This is a genomic window from Kitasatospora sp. NBC_00240 (genome assembly GCF_026342405.1).
Taxonomy (GTDB): Bacteria; Actinomycetota; Actinomycetes; order Streptomycetales; family Streptomycetaceae; genus Kitasatospora.
On the sequence record NZ_JAPEMU010000001.1, the window covers coordinates 256,591 to 274,948 of the forward strand.

Annotated in this window: 11 protein-coding genes and 1 pseudogene; 1 reads left to right on the forward strand and 11 read right to left on the reverse strand. The window is 74.0% G+C overall.

Annotated features, from left to right (window positions below):
• Positions 1-18 precede the first annotated feature (18 nt).
• The 10 genes and pseudogenes from OG689_RS01095 to OG689_RS01140 form a co-directional block, all read right to left on the reverse strand.
• Positions 19-4,719, reverse strand: a complete 4,701-nt coding sequence (locus tag OG689_RS01095; RefSeq protein ID WP_266316728.1) for a non-ribosomal peptide synthetase — start codon at positions 4,717-4,719, stop codon at positions 19-21.
• Positions 4,720-4,917: 198 nt separating this feature from the next.
• Positions 4,918-6,186, reverse strand: a complete 1,269-nt coding sequence (locus OG689_RS01100) for a glutamate synthase-related protein (protein WP_266316730.1) — start codon at positions 6,184-6,186, stop codon at positions 4,918-4,920.
• Complete coding sequence (locus tag OG689_RS01105) at positions 6,183-7,184, reverse strand: asparagine synthetase A (RefSeq protein WP_266316731.1); 1,002 nt, start codon at positions 7,182-7,184, stop codon at positions 6,183-6,185. Before OG689_RS01105 ends, OG689_RS01100 begins: the two co-directional genes overlap by 4 nt.
• Positions 7,185-7,291: 107 nt before the next feature.
• Complete coding sequence (locus tag OG689_RS01110) at positions 7,292-8,572, reverse strand: methylaspartate mutase (protein ID WP_266316733.1); 1,281 nt, start codon at positions 8,570-8,572, stop codon at positions 7,292-7,294.
• Complete coding sequence (locus OG689_RS01115; protein WP_266316735.1) at positions 8,569-9,012, reverse strand: cobalamin-dependent protein; 444 nt, start codon at positions 9,010-9,012, stop codon at positions 8,569-8,571. The genes OG689_RS01110 and OG689_RS01115 overlap by 4 nt, the downstream gene beginning before the upstream one ends.
• A gap of 239 nt (positions 9,013-9,251) precedes the next feature.
• Complete coding sequence (locus tag OG689_RS01120) at positions 9,252-10,577, reverse strand: helix-turn-helix domain-containing protein (protein ID WP_266316737.1); 1,326 nt, start codon at positions 10,575-10,577, stop codon at positions 9,252-9,254.
• Positions 10,578-10,949: 372 nt separating this feature from the next.
• Entirely contained in the window at positions 10,950-13,775 is a 2,826-nt protein-coding gene (locus tag OG689_RS01125; protein ID WP_266316739.1) for a hypothetical protein, read from the reverse strand.
• Between the two features lie 36 nt (positions 13,776-13,811).
• Positions 13,812-14,081 (reverse strand): hypothetical protein, encoded by a 270-nt coding sequence (locus tag OG689_RS01130; protein WP_266316741.1) that lies wholly within the window; start codon positions 14,079-14,081, stop codon positions 13,812-13,814.
• A 421-nt stretch (positions 14,082-14,502) separates the two neighbouring features.
• Positions 14,503-14,769: pseudogene (locus OG689_RS01135) on the reverse strand (alpha/beta hydrolase); the annotation flags it as partial.
• Positions 14,770-15,023: 254 nt separating this feature from the next.
• A complete protein-coding gene (locus tag OG689_RS01140; RefSeq protein WP_266316742.1) occupies positions 15,024-15,734 on the reverse strand; it encodes a hypothetical protein in 711 nt (236 codons plus the stop codon).
• Positions 15,735-15,918: 184 nt separating this feature from the next.
• Here OG689_RS01140 and OG689_RS01145 point away from each other — a divergent pair, with 184 nt between their 5' ends.
• Entirely contained in the window at positions 15,919-17,292 is a 1,374-nt protein-coding gene (locus OG689_RS01145) for a PLP-dependent aminotransferase family protein (RefSeq protein ID WP_266316744.1), read from the forward strand.
• A gap of 73 nt (positions 17,293-17,365) precedes the next feature.
• Here OG689_RS01145 and hypE read toward each other — a convergent pair whose 3' ends face one another.
• Positions 17,366-18,355 carry a hydrogenase expression/formation protein HypE gene (gene hypE, locus OG689_RS01150; protein ID WP_266326776.1) on the reverse strand — a complete coding sequence of 330 codons (990 nt, stop codon included), beginning with the start codon at positions 18,353-18,355 and terminating at the stop codon, positions 17,366-17,368.
• Between the last annotated feature and the right edge of the window lie 3 nt (positions 18,356-18,358).

Genomic DNA, 18,358 nt, shown 5'->3' on the forward strand with positions numbered 1-18,358 from the left:
TGCGGCGGGCGCGGCCGGTCATCGGGCCGTGAGGCGTTCGGCGATGGCGCTGACGGTCTTCGCCCGGAACACCACGTGCGGCGGCACCTTTGTCCCGGTCTCCCGGGACAGCCGCATCGCGACCCGGACGGCGGCCAGCGAATTGCCCCCGATCCGGAAGAAGTTGTCGTCCCGGCCGACCTGCGGCAGGTCCAGGACGGCCCGGACGGCGTCGGCCACCAGCTGCTCCATCCCGTCCAGCGCGGCGGCCGCCGAACCCGGCGCCGGCCGGGGTGCCGGGGCGGGCAGCGCCCGGCGGTCGGTCTTGCCGTTGGGGTTGAGCGGCAGGCCGTCGAGGATGTCGACGGTGGCCGGGATCATGTACTCGGGGAGCCGGCCGGCCAGCTCGGCGAGCAGGGCGTCGACGTCGGGCGGGGTGGGTCCGGCGGTGATGTAGGCGGCCAGCCGGCGGTCCCCGGGGGCCGGTTCGTGGACGGTGACCGCGGCCTCCCGGACGAGCGGGTGGCGGGTCAGGGCGTCCTCGATCTCGCCCGGTTCGACCCGGAACCCACGGATCTTGATCTGGTCGTCGATCCGTCCGGTGATCTCCAGCGTGCCGTCCTCGGCCCGGTGCCCGAGGTCCCCGGTGCGGTAGAGCCGCTCCCCCGGCCGGCCGTACGGGTGGGCGACGAAACTGCCGGCGGTCAGCGCCGAGCGGCCCAGGTAGCCGTACGCCAACCCGCCGCCGGCGGCGTAGAGTTCGCCGCTCTCACCGGGGCCGACCGGCTGCAGGGCGGCGTCCAGGACGTGGATCTCCTTGCCGTTCAGCGGGTGACCGATGGGTATCGAGGTGCCGCCGAGGTCCTGCGGGCCGACCCGGTGGCAGGTGGTCAGGCCGAGGCTCTCCACCGGCCCGTAGCCGTTGGCGACCACCAGTCGCGGGTAGTTCTCCAGGGCCTTGGCGACATGGGTCACCGAGGCCCGCTCCCCTGCGGTGAAGGCCACCTTCAGGTCGTCGAAGGTCTGCGGGAACTCCTCCAGCAGGAAGTTGAACAGGCTGGCGGAGAGCTGGAGTTGGGTGACCCGGTGGCGCCGGGTGAGGGTGGCGATGGTCTCCGGGTCGGGCCGCCGGCCGGGCTGCAGCACGCAGGTGCCGCCGAACAGCAGGGCACCGTACAGCTCCAGTGCGAAGGCGTCCCAGGAGACCGGCGAGCACTGCAGCCAGACCTCGTCGGGGCCGAAGCGGGCGTAGTCCTGGCCGAGGTAGGTGGTGGTGAGCGCCCGGTGCGGGGCGGCGACGCCCTTGGGGCGGCCGGTGGAGCCGGAGGTGAACATCACGCAGGCCAGGTCGTCGCCGGTGACCGGCAGCGCGAGGTCCTGGCCGGGGCAGCGGGCCACCTGCTCGGCCACCGCGTCCAGGTCGAGGTGGGCGGTGCCCTCGAACGGCGCGGGGGCACGGCGGTGGGTGAGGACGAGCGCGGCGCCGCTGTCCGCGACGGCGCCGGCCAGCCGGTCGGCGGGGAAGTCCGGGTCCAGCAGGGTGTAGCCGGCGCCGGTCTTCAGTACCGCGAGCAGCGCCACCACCAGGTCGTGGCCGCGTTCGGTCAGGATCGCGACGACGTCGCCCCGGCCGACGCCGCGGCCGGCCAGGAAGTGCCCGAGCCGGTTGGCCCGGGTGTTCAGCTCCGCGTAGCTGAGCGCCAGCCCGGTGTCGCCCTCGACCACGGCGGTGGCCTGCGGGGTGCGCTCCGCCCGCGCCTCGAAGAGGGTGTGCGCGGCGGGGTCGACGGCGGCGGCCAGGGTGTCCGCCCAGCTGTCGCAGAGGTCGGCGACGGTCGCGGGGTCGAACAGGTCGCTGTCGTACTCGAAGCGGCCGGTGAAGCCGGTGCCGAGGTCGTCCACGGAGATCGACAGGTCGAACCGGGACACCTCGTTGGAGTGCAGTTCGCGGGTGACCTCGCTGTCGCCGACGGTGAGCGGGCGGGTGTCCAGCGGGTGCAGTTCGAGCACCACCTGGCAGAGCGGGTTGCGGTCCTCGGGCCGGTCCTCCAGGACGAGTCCGGTGATCTCGTCGAAGGGGGTGTCCTGGTGCCGGTAGGCGCCGATCGCCACCTCCCGGACGTGCTGGACGAGTTCACGGAAGCCCGGGTCCTCCGCGAGCCGCAGGCGCAGCGGCAGCAAATTGATGAAGTAGCCGATCAGGCCGCCCAGTTCGGTGCGTCCGCGCAGGCTCACCGGGGTGCCGAGAACCATGTCCCGCTGGCCCGAGCGGCGGTGCAGGGTCAGCGCCAGGCCGGCCAGCAGCACCATGAACGGGGTGGCGTCCTCGCTGCGGGCGAACTCGCGCACCGCGCGGGCGACCGGGGTCGGCAGCGCGAAGCGGTGGAAGGCGCCGCGGAAGGCCTGGATCTCGGGGCGGGGGTGATCGGTGGGCAGCACCGGGGTCTGCGGGGCGTCGGCGAGCGCCGCGCGCCAGTGGGCGAGCCGCTCCTCGGCGCTCTCGTCCTCGTACTGCCAGGCGCTGTAGTCGGTGTACTGGACGGGGAGTTCGGGCAGGGCGTGGTCGCGCCCCGCGCGCAGCGCCGCGTACAGCTCCTGGAGCTCCTGCTCCAGGACGGGCAGCGAGCCCTCGTCCCAGACGATGTGGTGGAACATCAGCAGCAGGGTGGTCGCCCCGTCGGCGGTGCGGACGGCGTGGGCGCGCACCAACGGGCCGGTCTCCAGGTCGAAGGGCTCCCGGGCCAGTTCGGCGACCAGCGCGTCGGGGTGCTCCGCCGGGCAGTCGAGGACGGTGAAGGGCAGCTCGATCCGCTCGTGGACGAGTTGCTCGGGACCGTTCTCGCCGAGGACGAAGGTGGTCCGCAGGCTCTGGTGCCGGGCGACCACCGTCTCCAGGGCGGCGCGCAGCAGTTCGGTCTCGACCGGACCGTGGAAACGGAAGACCCAGGGCACGTTGTAGGTGGCCGCGCCGGGGTTCCACTGCTCCAGGAACCAGAGCCCGCGCTGGAACTTGGACAGCGGCGCCCGGGTCAGGCCGCGGGCGGTCAGCGGCGCCTGCGCGGGGCCGGCCGAGGCGGTGACGGCGGCGGCGAACTCGGCCAGGGTCGGCGCGTCGAAGATGGTGTACGGCGACACCATGCCGAAGACCTCGTAGACCCGGCCGACCACCCGGACGGCGGTCAGCGAGTCCCCGCCGAGGTGGAAGAAGTTGTCGTCGGCGCTGACCTCGGCGACGCCGAGCACGTCCGACCAGACCGCGGCGATCAGCTGCTCGGCGGCGGTGCGCGGCGGGCGGTGGCCGGGGCGGCGGGTCCCGGTGGTCTCGGGCGCCGGCAGCGCGGCGCGGTCGACCTTGCCGCCGGCGGTCAGCGGGAAGGCGGCCAGCACGGTGAGGGTCGCCGGGATCATGTGCTCGGGCAGCCGGCCGGCCAGGAAGGCCCGGGCCCGGGCGTAGTCGGGCGCGGGCGCGGTGGCCGAGGCGGTGACGTAGGCGGCGAGCCGGCCCTCGTGGGCGACCACGGCGCAGCCTGCGACGCCCGGGCAGGCGGCCAGGGCGACCTCGATCTCGCCGGGCTCGACCCGGAAGCCGCGGATCTTCAGCTGCTGGTCGGCCCGGCCCAGGTACTCCGGCGGGGCTCCCTCGGCGGGCCGCCGGACGAGGTCCCCGGTGCGGTACATCCGGGCGCCGGGGGTACCGGCCCAGGGGTCGGCGACGAAGCGTTCGGCGCTCGGCCCGGGCCGGCCGCAGTAGCCCCAGGCGAGCAACGGCCCGCCGATGTACAGCTCGCCGGCGGTGCCGGGCGGGCAGGGGCGCAGCCGTTCGTCGAGGATGTGCAGGGTGCGACCGCCGAGTGCCTCGCCGATCGGCACGACGGCGGCGGTGTCGTCGCCGTCGGCGGCGTGGACGGTCGCGGTGATCACCGTCTCGGTGGGGCCGTAGGCGTTCAGCAGCGGCACGCCGGTGAGCCGCCGCCAGGTGGCCGCGGTGCCCGGGTGCAGCCGGTCGCTGCCGGAGATCATCAACCGCAGGGTGCCCGGCGCGGCGCGGCCGGGCAGGGCGGCGACCACCTCCTGGAAGTAGCCGGCGGACAGGTTGGCGACGGTCACGCCCTCGGCGTCCAACAGGTCGAGCAGGGCGGCGGGGGTGAGGAGTCGGCGCTCCGGCAGGACCAGGCAGGCCCCCGCGGCGAGCGTGCCGAGGATCTGTTCGATCGCCACGTCCACGGTGGGCCGGGCGAACTGCAGCACCACGTCGTCCCCGGTCAAGCCGAACCGGGCGACGGCGGCGGTGAGGTGCGCGGTCAGGGCGTCCAGCGGGACCAGGACGCCTTTGGGGGTGCCGGTGGTACCGGAGGTGTGGATCACGTACCCGGCCGGCCCGGCGGTGGTGGCCGCGGCGCCCGGGCGAGCGGTGAGCCGGCCGCCCGTCAGGACGGCGGCCGCGCCGGCCCCGTCCAGGATCGCCCGGTTGCGCTCCTCGGGTGCCTGCGGGTCGAGCGGGAGGTGGACCCGGCCGGCCCGCAGTACGGCCAGCATCCCGACCAGGTGGTCGAGCCGGTCGTCGGCGGTGACGGCGACGACCTGGCCCGCGGCGGTCTCCCGGGCGATCTCCCCGGCGAGGGCGCCGCTCAGCTCGTCCAGCTCGCGGTAGGTGACCGTCCGGCCGGCCCGGCGGACCGCCGGGCGGGACGGGTGGCGGCGGGCCGCCTGAAGGAAGGGGAAATCGCTTGAGGACATCATTCAACCCCGATGATTAATGACACCGATGCCAGGCGCCCGTGGACCGGGCGCACCTGCCCGCCGGCCGGCGAGCAGGAGGAAGAATCACGGCAGGAATGGGCGCTGCCGTTCCGGGTCTTTCACGTACCGCGTCGCGGTGTTCCGGCCGCCGCGCTGCGGCTGTTCCGGTGTTTCAGGCACCGCGTTCCGGTGCGGAGGTCAGATCTCCCCGTCGGGGGACCACACGTCCTCCGGCCCGAGCGCGTCCGGCGCGTACTTGCCGAGCGAGCTGATCAGAAGCCGCATCTCGGTGCCGAGGCATTCCACCAGGCGGATCAGACCGTCCGCCGGGTCCTCGGCGACCGCGAGCAGGGCCGCGCGGCCGAGGCCGACCGCCGTGGCGCCGAGGGCCAGGCTCTTCACCGCCCGGCTGCCCTCCCACATCCGGCCGGAGACCAGCAGCCGGCCGGGCGGCGGACCGGCCGGGCGGGTGCCGAGCCGGCGCAGGCACTCGGCGAGCGGTAGCCCGACGTGCCGGGGGAAGGCCGCGGGCGCCCAGCCGGTGCCGCCCTCGGCGCCGTCCACGGTCACCGCGTCCGCGCCGGCCTCGACGGCCGTCCGTACGGCCTCGGCGACGTCCCGGCCCGGGTGGAGCTTGACCCAGATCCGCACCCGGGGGAAGTTGTTGCGCATCAGCCGGACCTGCTGGCGCAGGATCTCCTCGGTGAAGGTGCCGGGGCTGCTGGAGCGCAGCACCCGCTGCCCCTCGAACAGCGGGTCGAGGCCGTAGCGGTCGGCGACCCGGGCGGCCGCCGCGGCGTCCAGCACGGTCATCCCACCGAGGCCGGGCTTCGCGCCCTGCCCGACCTTCAGTTCGAAGGCGAGCCGGCCGGAGTCGAGCAGCGGCCGGGCGGCGGGGTCGCTGTGCACGAGGTTCCACACCTCGGCGTCGGCGTCCTCGGTGCTCTGCTGCACCGCGACCCCGCCGACGCCGTCGGCGAGTTGCTCGGTGTAGGCGGTGAGTCGGCCGAGCAGGGAGCGGCCCGCCGCCTCGCCGAGACGGCCGTAGCCGTTCACCGGGACGACGTTCTCCCCGATCACCATCGGGATGCCGAGCGCCCCGGCCTGCCGGCTGAGCGCCAGCCCGAGGTCGCCGCCGGCGGCGCGGGTCGAGCCGAGCGCGGAGACGTAGACGGGCGCGGTGGACCGGAGCCCGCCGATCACGGTCGTCAGGTCGACGTCCTGGTAGGTGGGTTCGCGGCCGAGGTCGATGAGCTTGGCCAGCCGCTGCTCCATGAACACCGGCGGGGCCAGGCGCAGCGCGTCCAGCCGGTCGGCCGGGCCGCCGAGGCCGTCCGGCCCGTCCGGGCCGGCGCCGAACAGCACCTGGCCGTAGTCGCCGGCCGGCGGGAACGCGGCGGCGGCGCCGGTCCTGGCCCGCAGCCGGACGGCCTCCTCGGGGAAACCGGGGGCGGCGAGGTCGCTCACGGCGAGACCACCCCGGCGAGCTTGGGGTAGGCGCTGGCCTGCCAGACGGCGTCCAGGCCGGCGACGTACCGGGTCAGGCGCTCCACACCGATGCCGAAGCCTGCGCTGGCGGGGATGCCCTCGCGGACCAGGTCGAGGTACCAGCGGTACTTCTGCGGGTTCTCGCCGGTCTCCCGCATCCGGGTGATGATGTCGGCGTACTCGTTGGTCCGCTCGCTGCCGCTGCACAGTTCGCCGTAGCCTTCGGGCGCGATCAGGTCGAAGTTGCGCAGCAGGCCGGGCTCGCCGGGGCACTCGCGGTCGTAGAAGCCGCGCGAACCCTTGGGGTAGTCGGTGACGAAGAACGGGCGGCCGGCCTTGGCGGACAGCAGTGCCTCGCCCTCCCAGTCGAGTTCGGCGTCGGGGTTCTGGTCGTGCCCGGCCGCCCGGAGGTCCAGCACGGCGTCGCTGTGCCGGACCCGCTCGAAGGCGCCCTGCAGCAGGTCGTGGAAGGCGTCGGTGTCCCGGCCGAGCTCCTCGAACTCGGCGGGCAGCGCCGCGACGGTGCTGCGCACCATGTGCACGACCAACTGCTCGACGAGTGCGGTGATCTGCTCCCGGGAGGCGCCGGCGACCTCGACGTCCAGCTGGTGGAACTCGACCAGGTGGCGATTGGTGGCGGCCGTCTCCAGGGGCTCCAGCCGGACGTTCGGGGCGACGCAGAAGATCTTGTCGAAGGCCAGCAGAGAGGCCTGCTTGTAGAGGATGGCGCTGGTCATCAGCTTGTAGCGGTGGCCGTAGAAGTCGATGTCGACCTGCTTGGAGCCCCGGGCGCCCGGGTCGGTGACCGGCCCGATGACCGGCGGCAGCAGTTCGGTGAACCCCTCCCCGCGCAGGAACTCCCGCGCGGCGCCGAGCAGGTGGTGCTGGATGCGCAGCGCGCTGCGCGTGGTCGGCGACGCCAGGTGCCTGCCGGGGTCGGCCGGCGGCGTGGGCCCTTGGGCGGTCTGCACGGTCATGGTGCCGTTTCCCATCCTTGTAGCGGCGCGGTGCCGGTGGAATGCGGTGGGTGGAGCGCGGTGGGTGGAGTGCATGGAGTACCCGGGGAGGCGGGCGGCCGGCGGGTTCAGCGGGCGACGGAGATCCCGCCGGCGACCGGGGTGCGGAACGCCCGCCGGTCGTAGGTGCGCTGCACGTACGACAGCGCGCCGAGCAGTTCGGTGGAGCTGAGCGCCGGGGCGCCCGGGGCGCCGCCGGCCCGGCCGATCGGCATCGACCCGGGGTCCGACCAGTGCAGCCGCCCGTCCGGGTCGAGCCGGCTGCGGGCGCGGCCGGCGTTGTCGGGGTGCAGGCAGTACGGGACGTCCAGGTAGCCCTTGGCGAAGGCCAGCTCCAGCGCGCGGCCGATGTCCGGGTGCAGGTCGAGGACGGCGTCGATCAGGGTGCGGGCCTCGGCGCGGATCCCGGTGTCGGGGGCGGCCCCCGGCGGGCTGCGGCGCTCGCCGGCGGCGACGGCGGCCGCGCTCTCCAGGGCCCGGACGTTCTCGCCGACGGTGGGGATGCGGTACGCCTCGGCGGTGGTCTTCACGATCAGCCGGGCAGCGCCGGTACGGACGGCGAGCCGGGCCGCCTCGTCCAGCAGCAGTTGCGCGCCGCCGGGCGACAGCGGGTACACGCCCATGTAGGTGTAGATCACCACGTGCCGGTCCACGTCCGGGAGCAGTTCGGCGGCGATCGCCTGCAGGGCCGTCACCGCCTCCTCGTCCTGGCGGGTGCTGGCCTGCTGGGCGTAGCTGAGCGAGATGCTGCGCAGCCCGTGCCGGCGGAAGAAGAGGCCCTCCAGCACGCTGAGCGCGATCAGCAGGCCAGGCGGGCAGAGCTGGCCCATCATGCAGCCGCCGAAGGTCTCCAGGTGCGGCTCGGCGCCGTCGGCCCGGGAGGCGGCCAGCAGCTCGCAGCAGCGTCTCCAGCTGTCGACGGCCTCGGACAGCGGGGTGCGGCTGTAGGGCAGGCAGTACGAGACGGGGCCGCCCTCGGTGGCGTGCAGGCCGGCGGCGAGCAGCGCCGCGAAGATCTTCTCGGGGCGGGCCGAGCCGTGCCGGACCTGGACCGGGAAGCTGTCGTCGGCGACGCCGTGCAGCACGGACCGGGTGACGCCGGGCGGGTGGCTGATGATCGGGTAGCCGTTGAGCGGGACACCCTCGGCGACGGCCCGGCGGGCGGTGGCCAGCTCGCCGGTGCGGGTGTAGCTGTCCAGGGTGACGGTGCCGACGGTGGTGGCGGCCGCGTTCCTGGTGGCGAGCAGGCCGGCCCGCATCCGGTCGGGCTCGCTCATTCCCATCCGTGGCTGCACCACCAGCGCGCCGGCCGCCCGGGCGCGGGCCACGAACGGCCCGAACGCCGTCACAACAGCACTCCGGCCGGCAGCGAGCGGACGTAGGAGCGGAACGCGTCCACCGAGGCGGCCTCCTCGAAGACCGCGTCGAAGCCGGCCTCCTGCAGGGCCCGGGCGCGGGCGCCGTCCTCCGCCCCGGCGATGCCCAGCTTCCCGCCGATGACGATCGGCGTGCCGCGCAGCTCCGGGCAGGCGCGCAGGCCTGCGACGACCCGCAGGCCGTCGTTGTAGCCGTGCCCGTTGACGCTGCTGAGGACGATCAGGTCGGGTCGGCGCCGCCGGCATTCGGCGGCCAGGACGTCGTCCGGGACGCACGGGCCGAGATTCACCACCCGGTGCCCGAGTTCTTCCAGCAACAGCTGGAGAAACACCAGATTCCAGGTGTGCGAATCGGAGACCATGGTGGTCACCACGACATTCAGCCCGGCTTTTCCGGCCTTTCCACGCTCCACGGACTGCCCCTCGTCACCTAGTGGGCCAACGTGGAACGACGATCGGCGTCGATTCCCGGGCGAATTTCTCCGCCTGCCCTGACGAAAAGCTTATGGAGCGTGTTCCGCGCCGACCGGCAGATCACCCGGCAGCAGATCGGCAGATCATGTGCGCAACGGGCCGCCGGCCGGCCGGCGGCCGGGGACCGCCGGCGGCCCCGCTCCCCCGCCGCTGCCACCACCGGCGGCCCGACCCGGCCTCACCCGGCGAGGGCCTCCAACAGGGGGTACGGTCCCGAGCGCTCCTCGCTGCGCGCGGCCCCCGCCGACAGCCAGCTCTCCCGCTCCTCCCGGCACAGCACCCGGAAGAGGTTGAGCACTGCGAACCGCACCCCGCCCTGGCCGCCGCCCACCGTCCGCACCAGCCCGCGGGAGAGCAGTTCGTGCACCACGGCCAGGCATTCCTGGACGGGCCGGCCGCTCAGCGCCACCGCCTCCTCCACCGTCCACCCCTGGTCCCCGTCCGCCAGCAGGCCCAGCAGGGCGCGCTGACGGGGGCTCAGCAGGTGCAGCGCGCCGGTCAGCGAGTCACGCACGTCCCCGCGTTCGTGGCAGAGCGGGGACGGCGCGGTGAGGGTGAAGGGGTTGCCGCGCAGCCGGGCCATCAGCTGGCCGGGCGACTGCACCAGGGTCCAGCCAGCCGCGAGTTCCAGCGCGCCGGGCAGGCCGTCCAGGTACCGGCAGAGCGCGCCGACCGCCGCGGCCTCCTCCCGTCCGAGCCGGAACCCGGGCCGCACCCGGCGGACGTGCGACAGCAGCAGCCGCACCGCTGCGACCTCGGCCAGCCGCTGCGGGTCGTCGTCCAGTTCGGGGGCCGGGGTCTCCAGCGGCCCGAGCGGGATCACCTGTTCGCCGTCCAGCCCCTGCGGCACCCGGGAGGTGATCAGCACCCGCAGTCCCGCGCAGCGGTGGAACAGGTCGTCCAGCGTGGAGGAGTTGACGCCGCCGTCGGCGCCGTCGAGCACCAGCAGGGTGGGCCGCTCGCCGATCTGGTCGGCGAGCCCCTCCGCCGGGCCGGGGCGGCCCACCAGGTCGGCGAAGGCCGCCCCGGGGCCGCCGGGCTCGCGGTCGCCGCAGGCCACCCAGCGCACCGCCCAGCGCACCGAGTCGTGCAGGCGCCGGGCCACCTCCAGGGCGAGCCGGGTCTTGCCCACCCCGCCGAGGCCGACCACCGACACCAGCCGGTCGCCGTGCACGGTGAGGACGTCGGCCAGCACCTCGGCCTCGGTGCTCCGGCCGACGATCGCGTTGCGGGCGGCCGGTGGCGCGGCGGGCTCCTCCACCGGCGCCTGCTGCCGGGCGGCCGCCTCGAAGGCGGCCCTGCTCCGCCCCTCCAGCCGCAGCGCGTCGGCAAGCAGCCGCACGGTCTCGTGCCGGGGGCGGTGGACGCGTCCCGTCTCCATGTCGCGGATCGCCCGCACGCTCAGCGTCGCGTGGTCGGCCAGGCCCTGCTGGGTCAGCCCGACACGCTCCCGCCGTACCTTGAGCAACTCGCCAAAACTCGACACCGGCTGACCGCCGTCCATGCCAGCCCCCCTTTCCTCGCGTTCGGACAACACCCTCGGAAGCTCCGGTTCGGCCCGAGACTGACGACCTCGGTCGTGCGCCCAAGGCGCCGGGGACTGGGCCCGCGCGGTTCGGCCGGCCCGGATCCCGGTTTCGGCTGTAGCCACTGGACCGGTTCCCCTTACGACCGCGATGCTCCACGCCCGGGTTCTACGCGGGATCAACGGCCGATCACCGTGCCCGGCGCCGCCGTCCCGCACCCGCCCGGCCGGGCCGTCCGCCGCCGGGAACGACCGCGGTGCGGCGCCCCGGGACGCTCGGTCCGGGGCGCCGCACCGCGGCGGTTCAGCTCGGCGCCGGGCTCCCGACGCCCTGCCGGGAGGAGCGGGAGGCTAGAACGGCAGGACCCGCACCGCCTTGCAGCCGAAGAAGCGGTAGGTCTGCGCGGTGGCCCGGTCGGTGTAGGAGCCCTTGACGCAGACCTCGGTGTCACCGGCCTGGACGCCGGAGGGTTCGGTGTCGAAGTGCAGGACCAGGTCGAGGTCGCCGTCCTTCACCGCCTCCACCGGGTTCGCCGTCCGCTCGACCACGTCGATCAGATGGCCCTGCGGGTGCGGTTCGGTGCTGCCGCCCGGCCCGGCGTAGACCACCTGGCGCGGCCCGAACCGGACGGTGGGCACCTGGACGGTGGCCGCGTCGAAGGCCAGCGGCAGGCCGTACTCGCCGGCGGCGGTGGTCAGGACGGCGACGGTGGTGACGCCGCGCGGGACGACGACCGGCGTCGGGAGGCCGCCCTCCGGCTCGATGTCGATCCGGACCGGCACGATGCAGTCGAGGGTGAACTCGACCGGCCGGTGGTTGTTCGCCTCGACCGGATCGGTGTCACCGGGCCTGGCCGGCCCGACGGAGGCGGTGAACCGGTAGGTGTGCGAACCCGGCCGGTCGCAGCCGACCGTGAAAGTGCTGTCCGCCGTCCGCGGCGCGCCGACCGCCAGGGCGGGGAGGCTCTGCGTGGACGAGGCCGGCGTGACCGTCGCGCCCGGGTCCGGGGCGGCGACGGTGGTGAGGGTCGCGTCCATCGGCGAGGACGGCCCGCTGTTGGCCACCGTGCCGTGCAGGGTGACGGCCAGGGTCCGGCCGATCACCAGCTGGGTGGGCGGCGCCTGGGCGGTGAATTCGGTGACGGCCAGGTCGGCGACCGCGACCACGGTGGTCTCGGTGACGGCGGTGTCGTTCGCGGCCACCGGGTCCGGGCCCATCAGGTTGTCGGCCACGGCCCGGTTCGTCAGGGTGACCGGCCCGCCCGCGTCGTGGACCAGGTCCGCGGGAACGTGCGCGGTGATGGTGATGGTGCGGGAGGCGCCGGGCAGCAGGTGGCCGACGCCGCAGTTGACGGTGGCGCCGTCCGCCCGGCAGCCGGCGTCGCTGGTGACGAAGACGGCCTCGGCGGGGAGCGTGTCGGTCAGGACCGTCGCCAAGGAGGGGCTGAAGCCGTGGTTGGTCACGACGGCCGTGTAGGTGATGTCGGTCCCGGCGGCCACCGGGTCGGGGTTGTCGGAGACGGTGACCCCGATGTCCGTGGTGTTGGTCTCCTCGCTCAGCGCGGTCTGGGCGGCCAGAGTGGGCAGCGGGTCCTGCTCAGGGTTGAGCGGGCCGTCCGCGTGCTCCCCGAACTGCCGGAACGGCAGCGACACGGCCGACCACTCGTCGGCGCCGTGCAGGGTCTCGTCGGTGGAGCCGTTCTTGCAGTCCTCGGGAAAGCCGCCGGTCCCGCTGTCGTTGATGTTGACGGGCGGGATCGGCGCGCCGGGATCCGTGCTGCCGTCGGCGTTCCAGTCCGCGGAGACGTTGAGTTCGCCGTGGGTCTTCCAGCCGAGCGTGTTGACGTACACGAAGGTGTTCTGGTTGTCCGAAGGGTCCAGGACGGTCGGCTCGGCGAGCCGGTTCTCGACCAGGTCGGGCAACGGGGCGACGCCGCGGGTCGCGCCGTCCATCGCGATCCTGGGCGGTGAGTAGTCGAGGATGTACCCGCCCCCGACGCGCTCGATCCCGCGCACGTGGTCGTAGTTCATGACGCTCACGAAGTTCGGTGAGCAGTTGGGATGCCTCTCGACCCCGCCGTGCTGCAGGTTCAGGTTGTGGCCGAGCTCGTGCATGAGGCCACCGGCGGCCGGCGAGAACACGACGAAGTCGTTCCCGCCGATCTCACCCAGTCCGCCGAGCTTTTGCACTCCGTCGGCGTCCTCGTCGCAGAGGGCACCCTGCTGCGGCTCGCCCGCCTTCGAGTAGGCGACCGACTGGGCGTAGCGAAAGATCCACCGCCTGCTCCGGTCGAAGTTCACCTTCTTCGAGGCGTAGAAGTTCTCGCCGAGCTCGCAGGTGTCCGGCGAGCCGGAGAGGATCTGACCGCCGCCGAGGTTCTCCCCGGCCTGGCAGTCCGGGTCGGCGGCGTTCTTCAGCCCGTCATTGTCGTTGTCCTGGTCGTCGGCGCAGTTGGGACGGGGGTCCTCGTAGCTCCCCTCCAGGGGTTCCTTGCCGCTGCACTGGCCGTCCAGGCCGTCGGCCCGTCCGTCCTGGTCGTCGTTGTCCCGTCCGTCCGCACAGTCGCTCACCGGCGGCCGGCCTTCGCTGCCGTTCCTGTCGTACTGCCCGCCGGTGTCGACGTGCAGGTTGATACCGGGTCTGCCGTCGGGGTTGGGTGGCGCGTTCACCCCGCCCGGCCTCGCGCCGGCCTTCGAGCCGGCGGTGATGGGTGCCGCCGCGAACGCGGCCTTGAGGCCCTGGATGGTCGCGCGGGTCGGCGCGTGGCCCGCCTGGGAGTCGATTTCGAGGAAGATGTCCTTGTGGTTGGGGTCGGCGCCCATCTTCGGCAGGTCGACGTCGACGATGCCGTCGTCATCGTCGTTGTAGCCGTTGCGCTCCCAGCCGTCGAGCAGGCCGTCGCCGTCGGCGTCACCGTTCTCGGAGATGCTGCTGACCTCCCAGCACACCTTGACCCGGGGCCCGTCGTTCTCGCTGCCGTCCTCGCCGTCGCCGGTCGAGCAGGACCTCGGCCAGCTGACGTCGTGGTCGGTGGTGGCGCGAGCGTCCTGCCACTTCCCGTCGACGTAGGAGACGAGGAGGTCCAGGTTGTTGTTGTCGTCGTGTTCGCTGGCGTCACCCAGGTCGTCGCCGCCCGGGGCGGCGTCCTCGTCCCAGACCTGGATGGTGACCGGCACCTTCTGGACGTCGGCCGGTAGCTGGGCCGAGACCGTTCAGAACGGGTCGATGTCCCCGCTGTCGTCCCATGTCGGGGTGCGGTGTTCCTCGCCGTTGATGAACGCCTTCACGAAGAAGTCGGCATGGCCTTCGAAAAGTCCCTCCAGTCCCACCGCGTCGCAGTCGTCGACGCACTCGACGTGGGTGATGGTGATGGAGAACGGGCGGGTGCCGGCGGCGTGCGCCATCGCCGGCGCGAGCGCCAGCGTGAGCAGGACGACCATCAAGGCCGCCAGGCTCCGCAGCCGCTTCGCGGTTCGGTGCATAGGAGTCCCTCTCGTCGCGGATCGCGTCCGGGGATTGTGGGAGGCGGCTATCCGCAGATCGTTCGAGAGCGAACAGACTCCTGAGGGGAATCCGCCGAAGGCCGCACCGCACAGTGTGCCCACCCTTTTTCCACCGCCACGGCCGCACCGCTCGGACGTTCACCAAAATTGCGTACGACGACTTCTCCGCATTGCCTTTTCCGGGAATCTCGTGTTCATGACGGAATGTCGGACGATATGTGTACGTATCTGATTCTCTGCGCAACCCGGTACCGGAGCTCCAGGGACCAACCGATCCTTCCAAAATGAGGTTCTGAGTCGTCGTAGGCAGATGACGCTGCAGGTAAGTTGGAGCAGGCCGTGGTGGAGGTCGGCATGTGTCTCGTAGCCCGCCGACCGTGATCCTCCGGCCCCGCTGCAGTCACTTCGCCAGATCGGCGGACAGGAAGGGAGCAAGGAGCGCGAACAACGCGTCGGGGCGGTCGAGGGGGATGATGTGGCCGCAGTCCTGGAGACTGTGTCCGACCAGGTCGTCGGCGATGGGTCGGAGTTGGCGTTCGAGCCCGGTGCCGACGGGGTGGGAGCCGACGGCCATGGTGGGCATGGTCAGCCGAGCCGTCGCGACGGCGTCCTGGATCTGCTGCGCGCTGGTGGGCAGGGCCCGGTAGTAGGAGAACGCGCAGCGGAGCACATGGCCGAGATCGACCACGCCAACGAAGCCGCCGACCAGGACCTCGATGAGGGATAGGCGAGCCGGTTCCACGCTCAGTACCGGTGGTTCGGGCTCTCGATGTAGCCGGCGTCGCCGCCCTGACGCCACGTAGCAGCTGGAGGGGGTGCCGCCGGCGCAGTAGCCCGCGACGGACGACGGAGAGATGGTGTTCGAGGACGGCATCTCCCGGTTCTGCGCTTCGCCCGTCGGCCTCACGGACCCTGCGGGCTTCACCGTCCGCCCGCCCCCGTGACGTCCCGCCGCCGGTCCCGTCCGGCCGGGGCCTGGGCCGGACCCGCCGATTCGGCCGCGCCCCGGTAGGCGAAGCGGGGCAGCAGCAGTTGGGCGACCGGGCCGACCGCGAGGGCGTAGAGCACGGTGCCGACGCCGACCCGGCCGCCGAGCAGCCAGCCCGCGGCCAGGACGGTCAGTTCGATCACGGTCCGGACGAAGCGCAGCGAGCGCCCGGTGACCGCGGCGGCGCCGGTCATCAGCCCGTCGCGCGGCCCGGGACCGAGGCGTGCCCCGACATAGACGGCGATGGCGAGGGCGTTGACCGCGATGCCGGCCGCCAGCAGGACGCTCCGGGCGGCGAGGCCCTGGTAGGGCGGGACGAGCAGCAGGCCCAGATCGGAGGAGAGGGCCAGGACGGCGATGTTGGCGAAGGTGCCGAAGGTCGGCCGCTGCCGGAGCGGGATCCACCCCAGCAGGGCGAGGACCCCGACCACGGCGCTGATCGTGCCGAAGCTGAGCGGGGTGTGCCTGGTCAGCCCGTCGTACAGAACGCTCCACGGGTTGACGCCGAGCGAGGCGCGGACCAGCAGCGCCAGGCTGAACCCGTACAGCGCGAGGCCGGAGAGGAGTTGGGGCAGGCGGCGGAGCGGGCGCTCGCCGAGCGGGAGGTAGCCGAGTGGGGGCAGGGTGGTGCGGGTGCTGGCCAACTGACTCTCCGGTGCGGGGATCGGGCTGCGGGCGGGCGCGGTGACGGCCCGGGCGGGGTGACCGCCCGGGCGGGGTGACCGCCCGGGCGGGGTGACGGCCCGGGCGCGTCGACCGCCCGGTACGGCTCGAACCTAGAGCGGCGCACCGCACCACGTCCTGGTCCACCTGGGGCAAACTGGACCAGTGCGAATCGGAGTGGAGCAACTGGTCAGGGCGCTCGGCGAGTGGCAGGCCGGCGCCGTCCCGCTGGTGGATGCGCTGGACGGCGCCCTGCGGGAGGCCGTGCTGGACGGGCGGCTGGCGGTCGGCAGTGCCCTGCCGGCCGAGCGCCGGATCGCCGACGCGCTCGGCGTCAGCCGGGGCACGGTGGTGGCAGCACTGGACCGGCTGCGGGACGGCGGCTGGGTGCGGACCAGACACGGCAGCGCCAGTACCGTGCAGTTGCCGCCCAGCTCCGCCGAGCGGTTCGCGCCCCCGTCGGCGGACGGCAGCGGCGAGTCGATCGACCTGCGCAGGGCCGTCCCCGCCGCCCCGCGGGCCGAGTACCTCGCCGCCACGGCACGCGCGGCCCGGCGGGCCGGCCCCGCGCTGGCGCAGGGCGGCCACTGCGGCGCCGGGCTGCCCGAACTCCGGGAGGCGATCGCCGCGCGCTACACCCGCGAGGGTCTCCCCACCCGGGCCGAGCAGATCCTGGTGACCTCCGGCGCCCGCGCCGCGCTCGCCCTGCTCGCCGCTCAGCTGCGCCCCCGGGTGGCCGCCGTCGAGAACCCGACGTATCCGCGCGCCGCCGCCGTCCTGCGCGCCGCCGGGGCCCGCCTGTCCGGCCTGCGGGTCACCACCGAGGGCTGGGACGAGGACCAGCTGCGGGCCGCGTTCGCCACCGCGCGAGGCGGACTGGCCTATCTGGTCCCGGACTTCCAGAACCCGACGGGCGCGCTGATGGACACCCCCACCAGGCAGCTGGTCGCCGAGGCGGCGGCCGAGCACCGGGTGACGGTGGTGGCCGACGAGACCCTGCGCGACCTGCACCTGTCCGGGCCTGCGCCGCTGCCTGCGCGGATCCCGCGGGCGGTGCTGGTCGGCTCGGCCAGCAAGGCCGTCTGGGCCGGGCTGCGGGTGGGCTGGATCAGGGCCCCCGGCACGGCGCTGATCGGCGAGCTCCTGCACCACCCGCTCTGCGAGCCGCTCTCGGCGCCGCCGATGGAACAGCTCGTCGCCGTCGAACTCCTCGACGCCCTCGAACCGTTGCTCGAGCGGCGCCGGGCCGAACTGCTCATCCAGCGCGACCACCTGGCCGGACGGCTGGCGGACGACGCCCGCTGGCGGTTCACGGTGCCGCAGGGCGGCCTGGTGCTGTGGCTCAGGCTGAACGGCCTGCGGGCCGACACCGTGACGGCCCGGGCGAGCGCCGCCGGGCTCCACCTCGCGCCCGGCAGCAGTTTCGCCGTGGACGGCACGCTCGCCCGCTACCTGCGGGTGCCCTGGACGCCGCCGACGGCGACCCTGGACCGGATCGCCGACCTCCTCGACGAGGCCTGCGCGCCGCCCGTCCACTGACGGCCCGGCACCGGGAGCACCGGTACCGGGCCGTGCGGGGGGCCAACACCGAACCGGCCTGCCGGCCCGGCCGTCAGCAGATCCTGGGCAGCTGCTCACCGATCGGCAGATCCACCACCCGGGTACCACCGAGCCCGGTGCGCGCGACCACCATCCCGGGGTGGTCGGCGACGCACTCGCCGATCACGGCCGCCCGGGCGCCGAGCGGGTGGGTCCGCATCGCCGCCAGCACGGCGTCGGCGTGCCGGCGCGGGACGAAGGCCACCAACTTGCCCTCGTTCGCGACGTACATCGGGTCCAGGCCGAGGATGGCGCAGGCATTGGCCACCTCGTCCGGCACCGGGACGCTGCGCTCCTGGACCAGGACGCCGACACCGGCCGCGACGGCGATCTCGTTGAGCGCCGCACCGAGCCCGCCCCGGGTGGGGTCACGCAGCACGTGCAGGTCGGGGGTGACCGCGAGCATCGCCTCCACCAGCCCGCCGAGGGCGGCGCAGTCGCTCTCGATCCGGACCCCGAACTCCAGGCCCTCGCGCACGCTCATCACCGCGACGCCGTGCACCCCGATGTCGCCGCTGACGATCACCACGTCGCCCGGCTCGGCCCGCTGCGCGCGGATGTCGACGCCGGCCGGGATCAGGCCGATCCCGGCGGTGTTGAGGTAGATCCCGTCCCCGTGGCCGGCCTCGACCACCTTGGTGTCGCCGGTCACCACCTCGACGCCGGCCCGGCGGGCGGCCGCGCCGAGTGCCTGGGCGACCCGGGCGACCACCGCCATCTCCACGCCCTCCTCCAGGATGAAGGCGCAGGACAGGTAGGCCGGCCGGGCCCCGCTCATGGCGAGGTCGTTGACGGTGCCGTTGACCGCGAGGTCGCCGATGCTGCCGCCGGGGAAGAACAGCGGCCGCACCACGAACGAGTCGGTGGAGAAGGCGAGCCGGGCGCCGCCGAGGGTGAGCGCCGCCGAGTCGCCGAGCGAGGCCAGCAGCGGTCCGCCGAAGGCGGGGGCGAAGACGTGCTCGACGAGTTCGGCGGACATCGCCCCGCCGCCGCCGTGGCCCATCAC

Excerpts from the sequence above, each read along its gene's own strand:
- hypE (WP_266326776.1), bottom strand. The coding sequence starts at position 18,355 with ATGGGCCACGGCGGCGGCGGGGCGATGTCCGCCGAACTCGTCGAGCAC.
- OG689_RS01120 (WP_266316737.1), bottom strand. The coding sequence starts at position 10,577 with ATGGACGGCGGTCAGCCGGTGTCGAGTTTTGGCGAGTTGCTCAAGGTA.
- OG689_RS01095 (WP_266316728.1), bottom strand. The coding sequence starts at position 4,719 with ATGATGTCCTCAAGCGATTTCCCCTTCCTTCAGGCGGCCCGCCGCCAC.
- OG689_RS01105 (WP_266316731.1), bottom strand. The coding sequence starts at position 7,184 with ATGACCGTGCAGACCGCCCAAGGGCCCACGCCGCCGGCCGACCCCGGC.
- OG689_RS01130 (WP_266316741.1), bottom strand. The coding sequence starts at position 14,081 with ATGCACCGAACCGCGAAGCGGCTGCGGAGCCTGGCGGCCTTGATGGTC.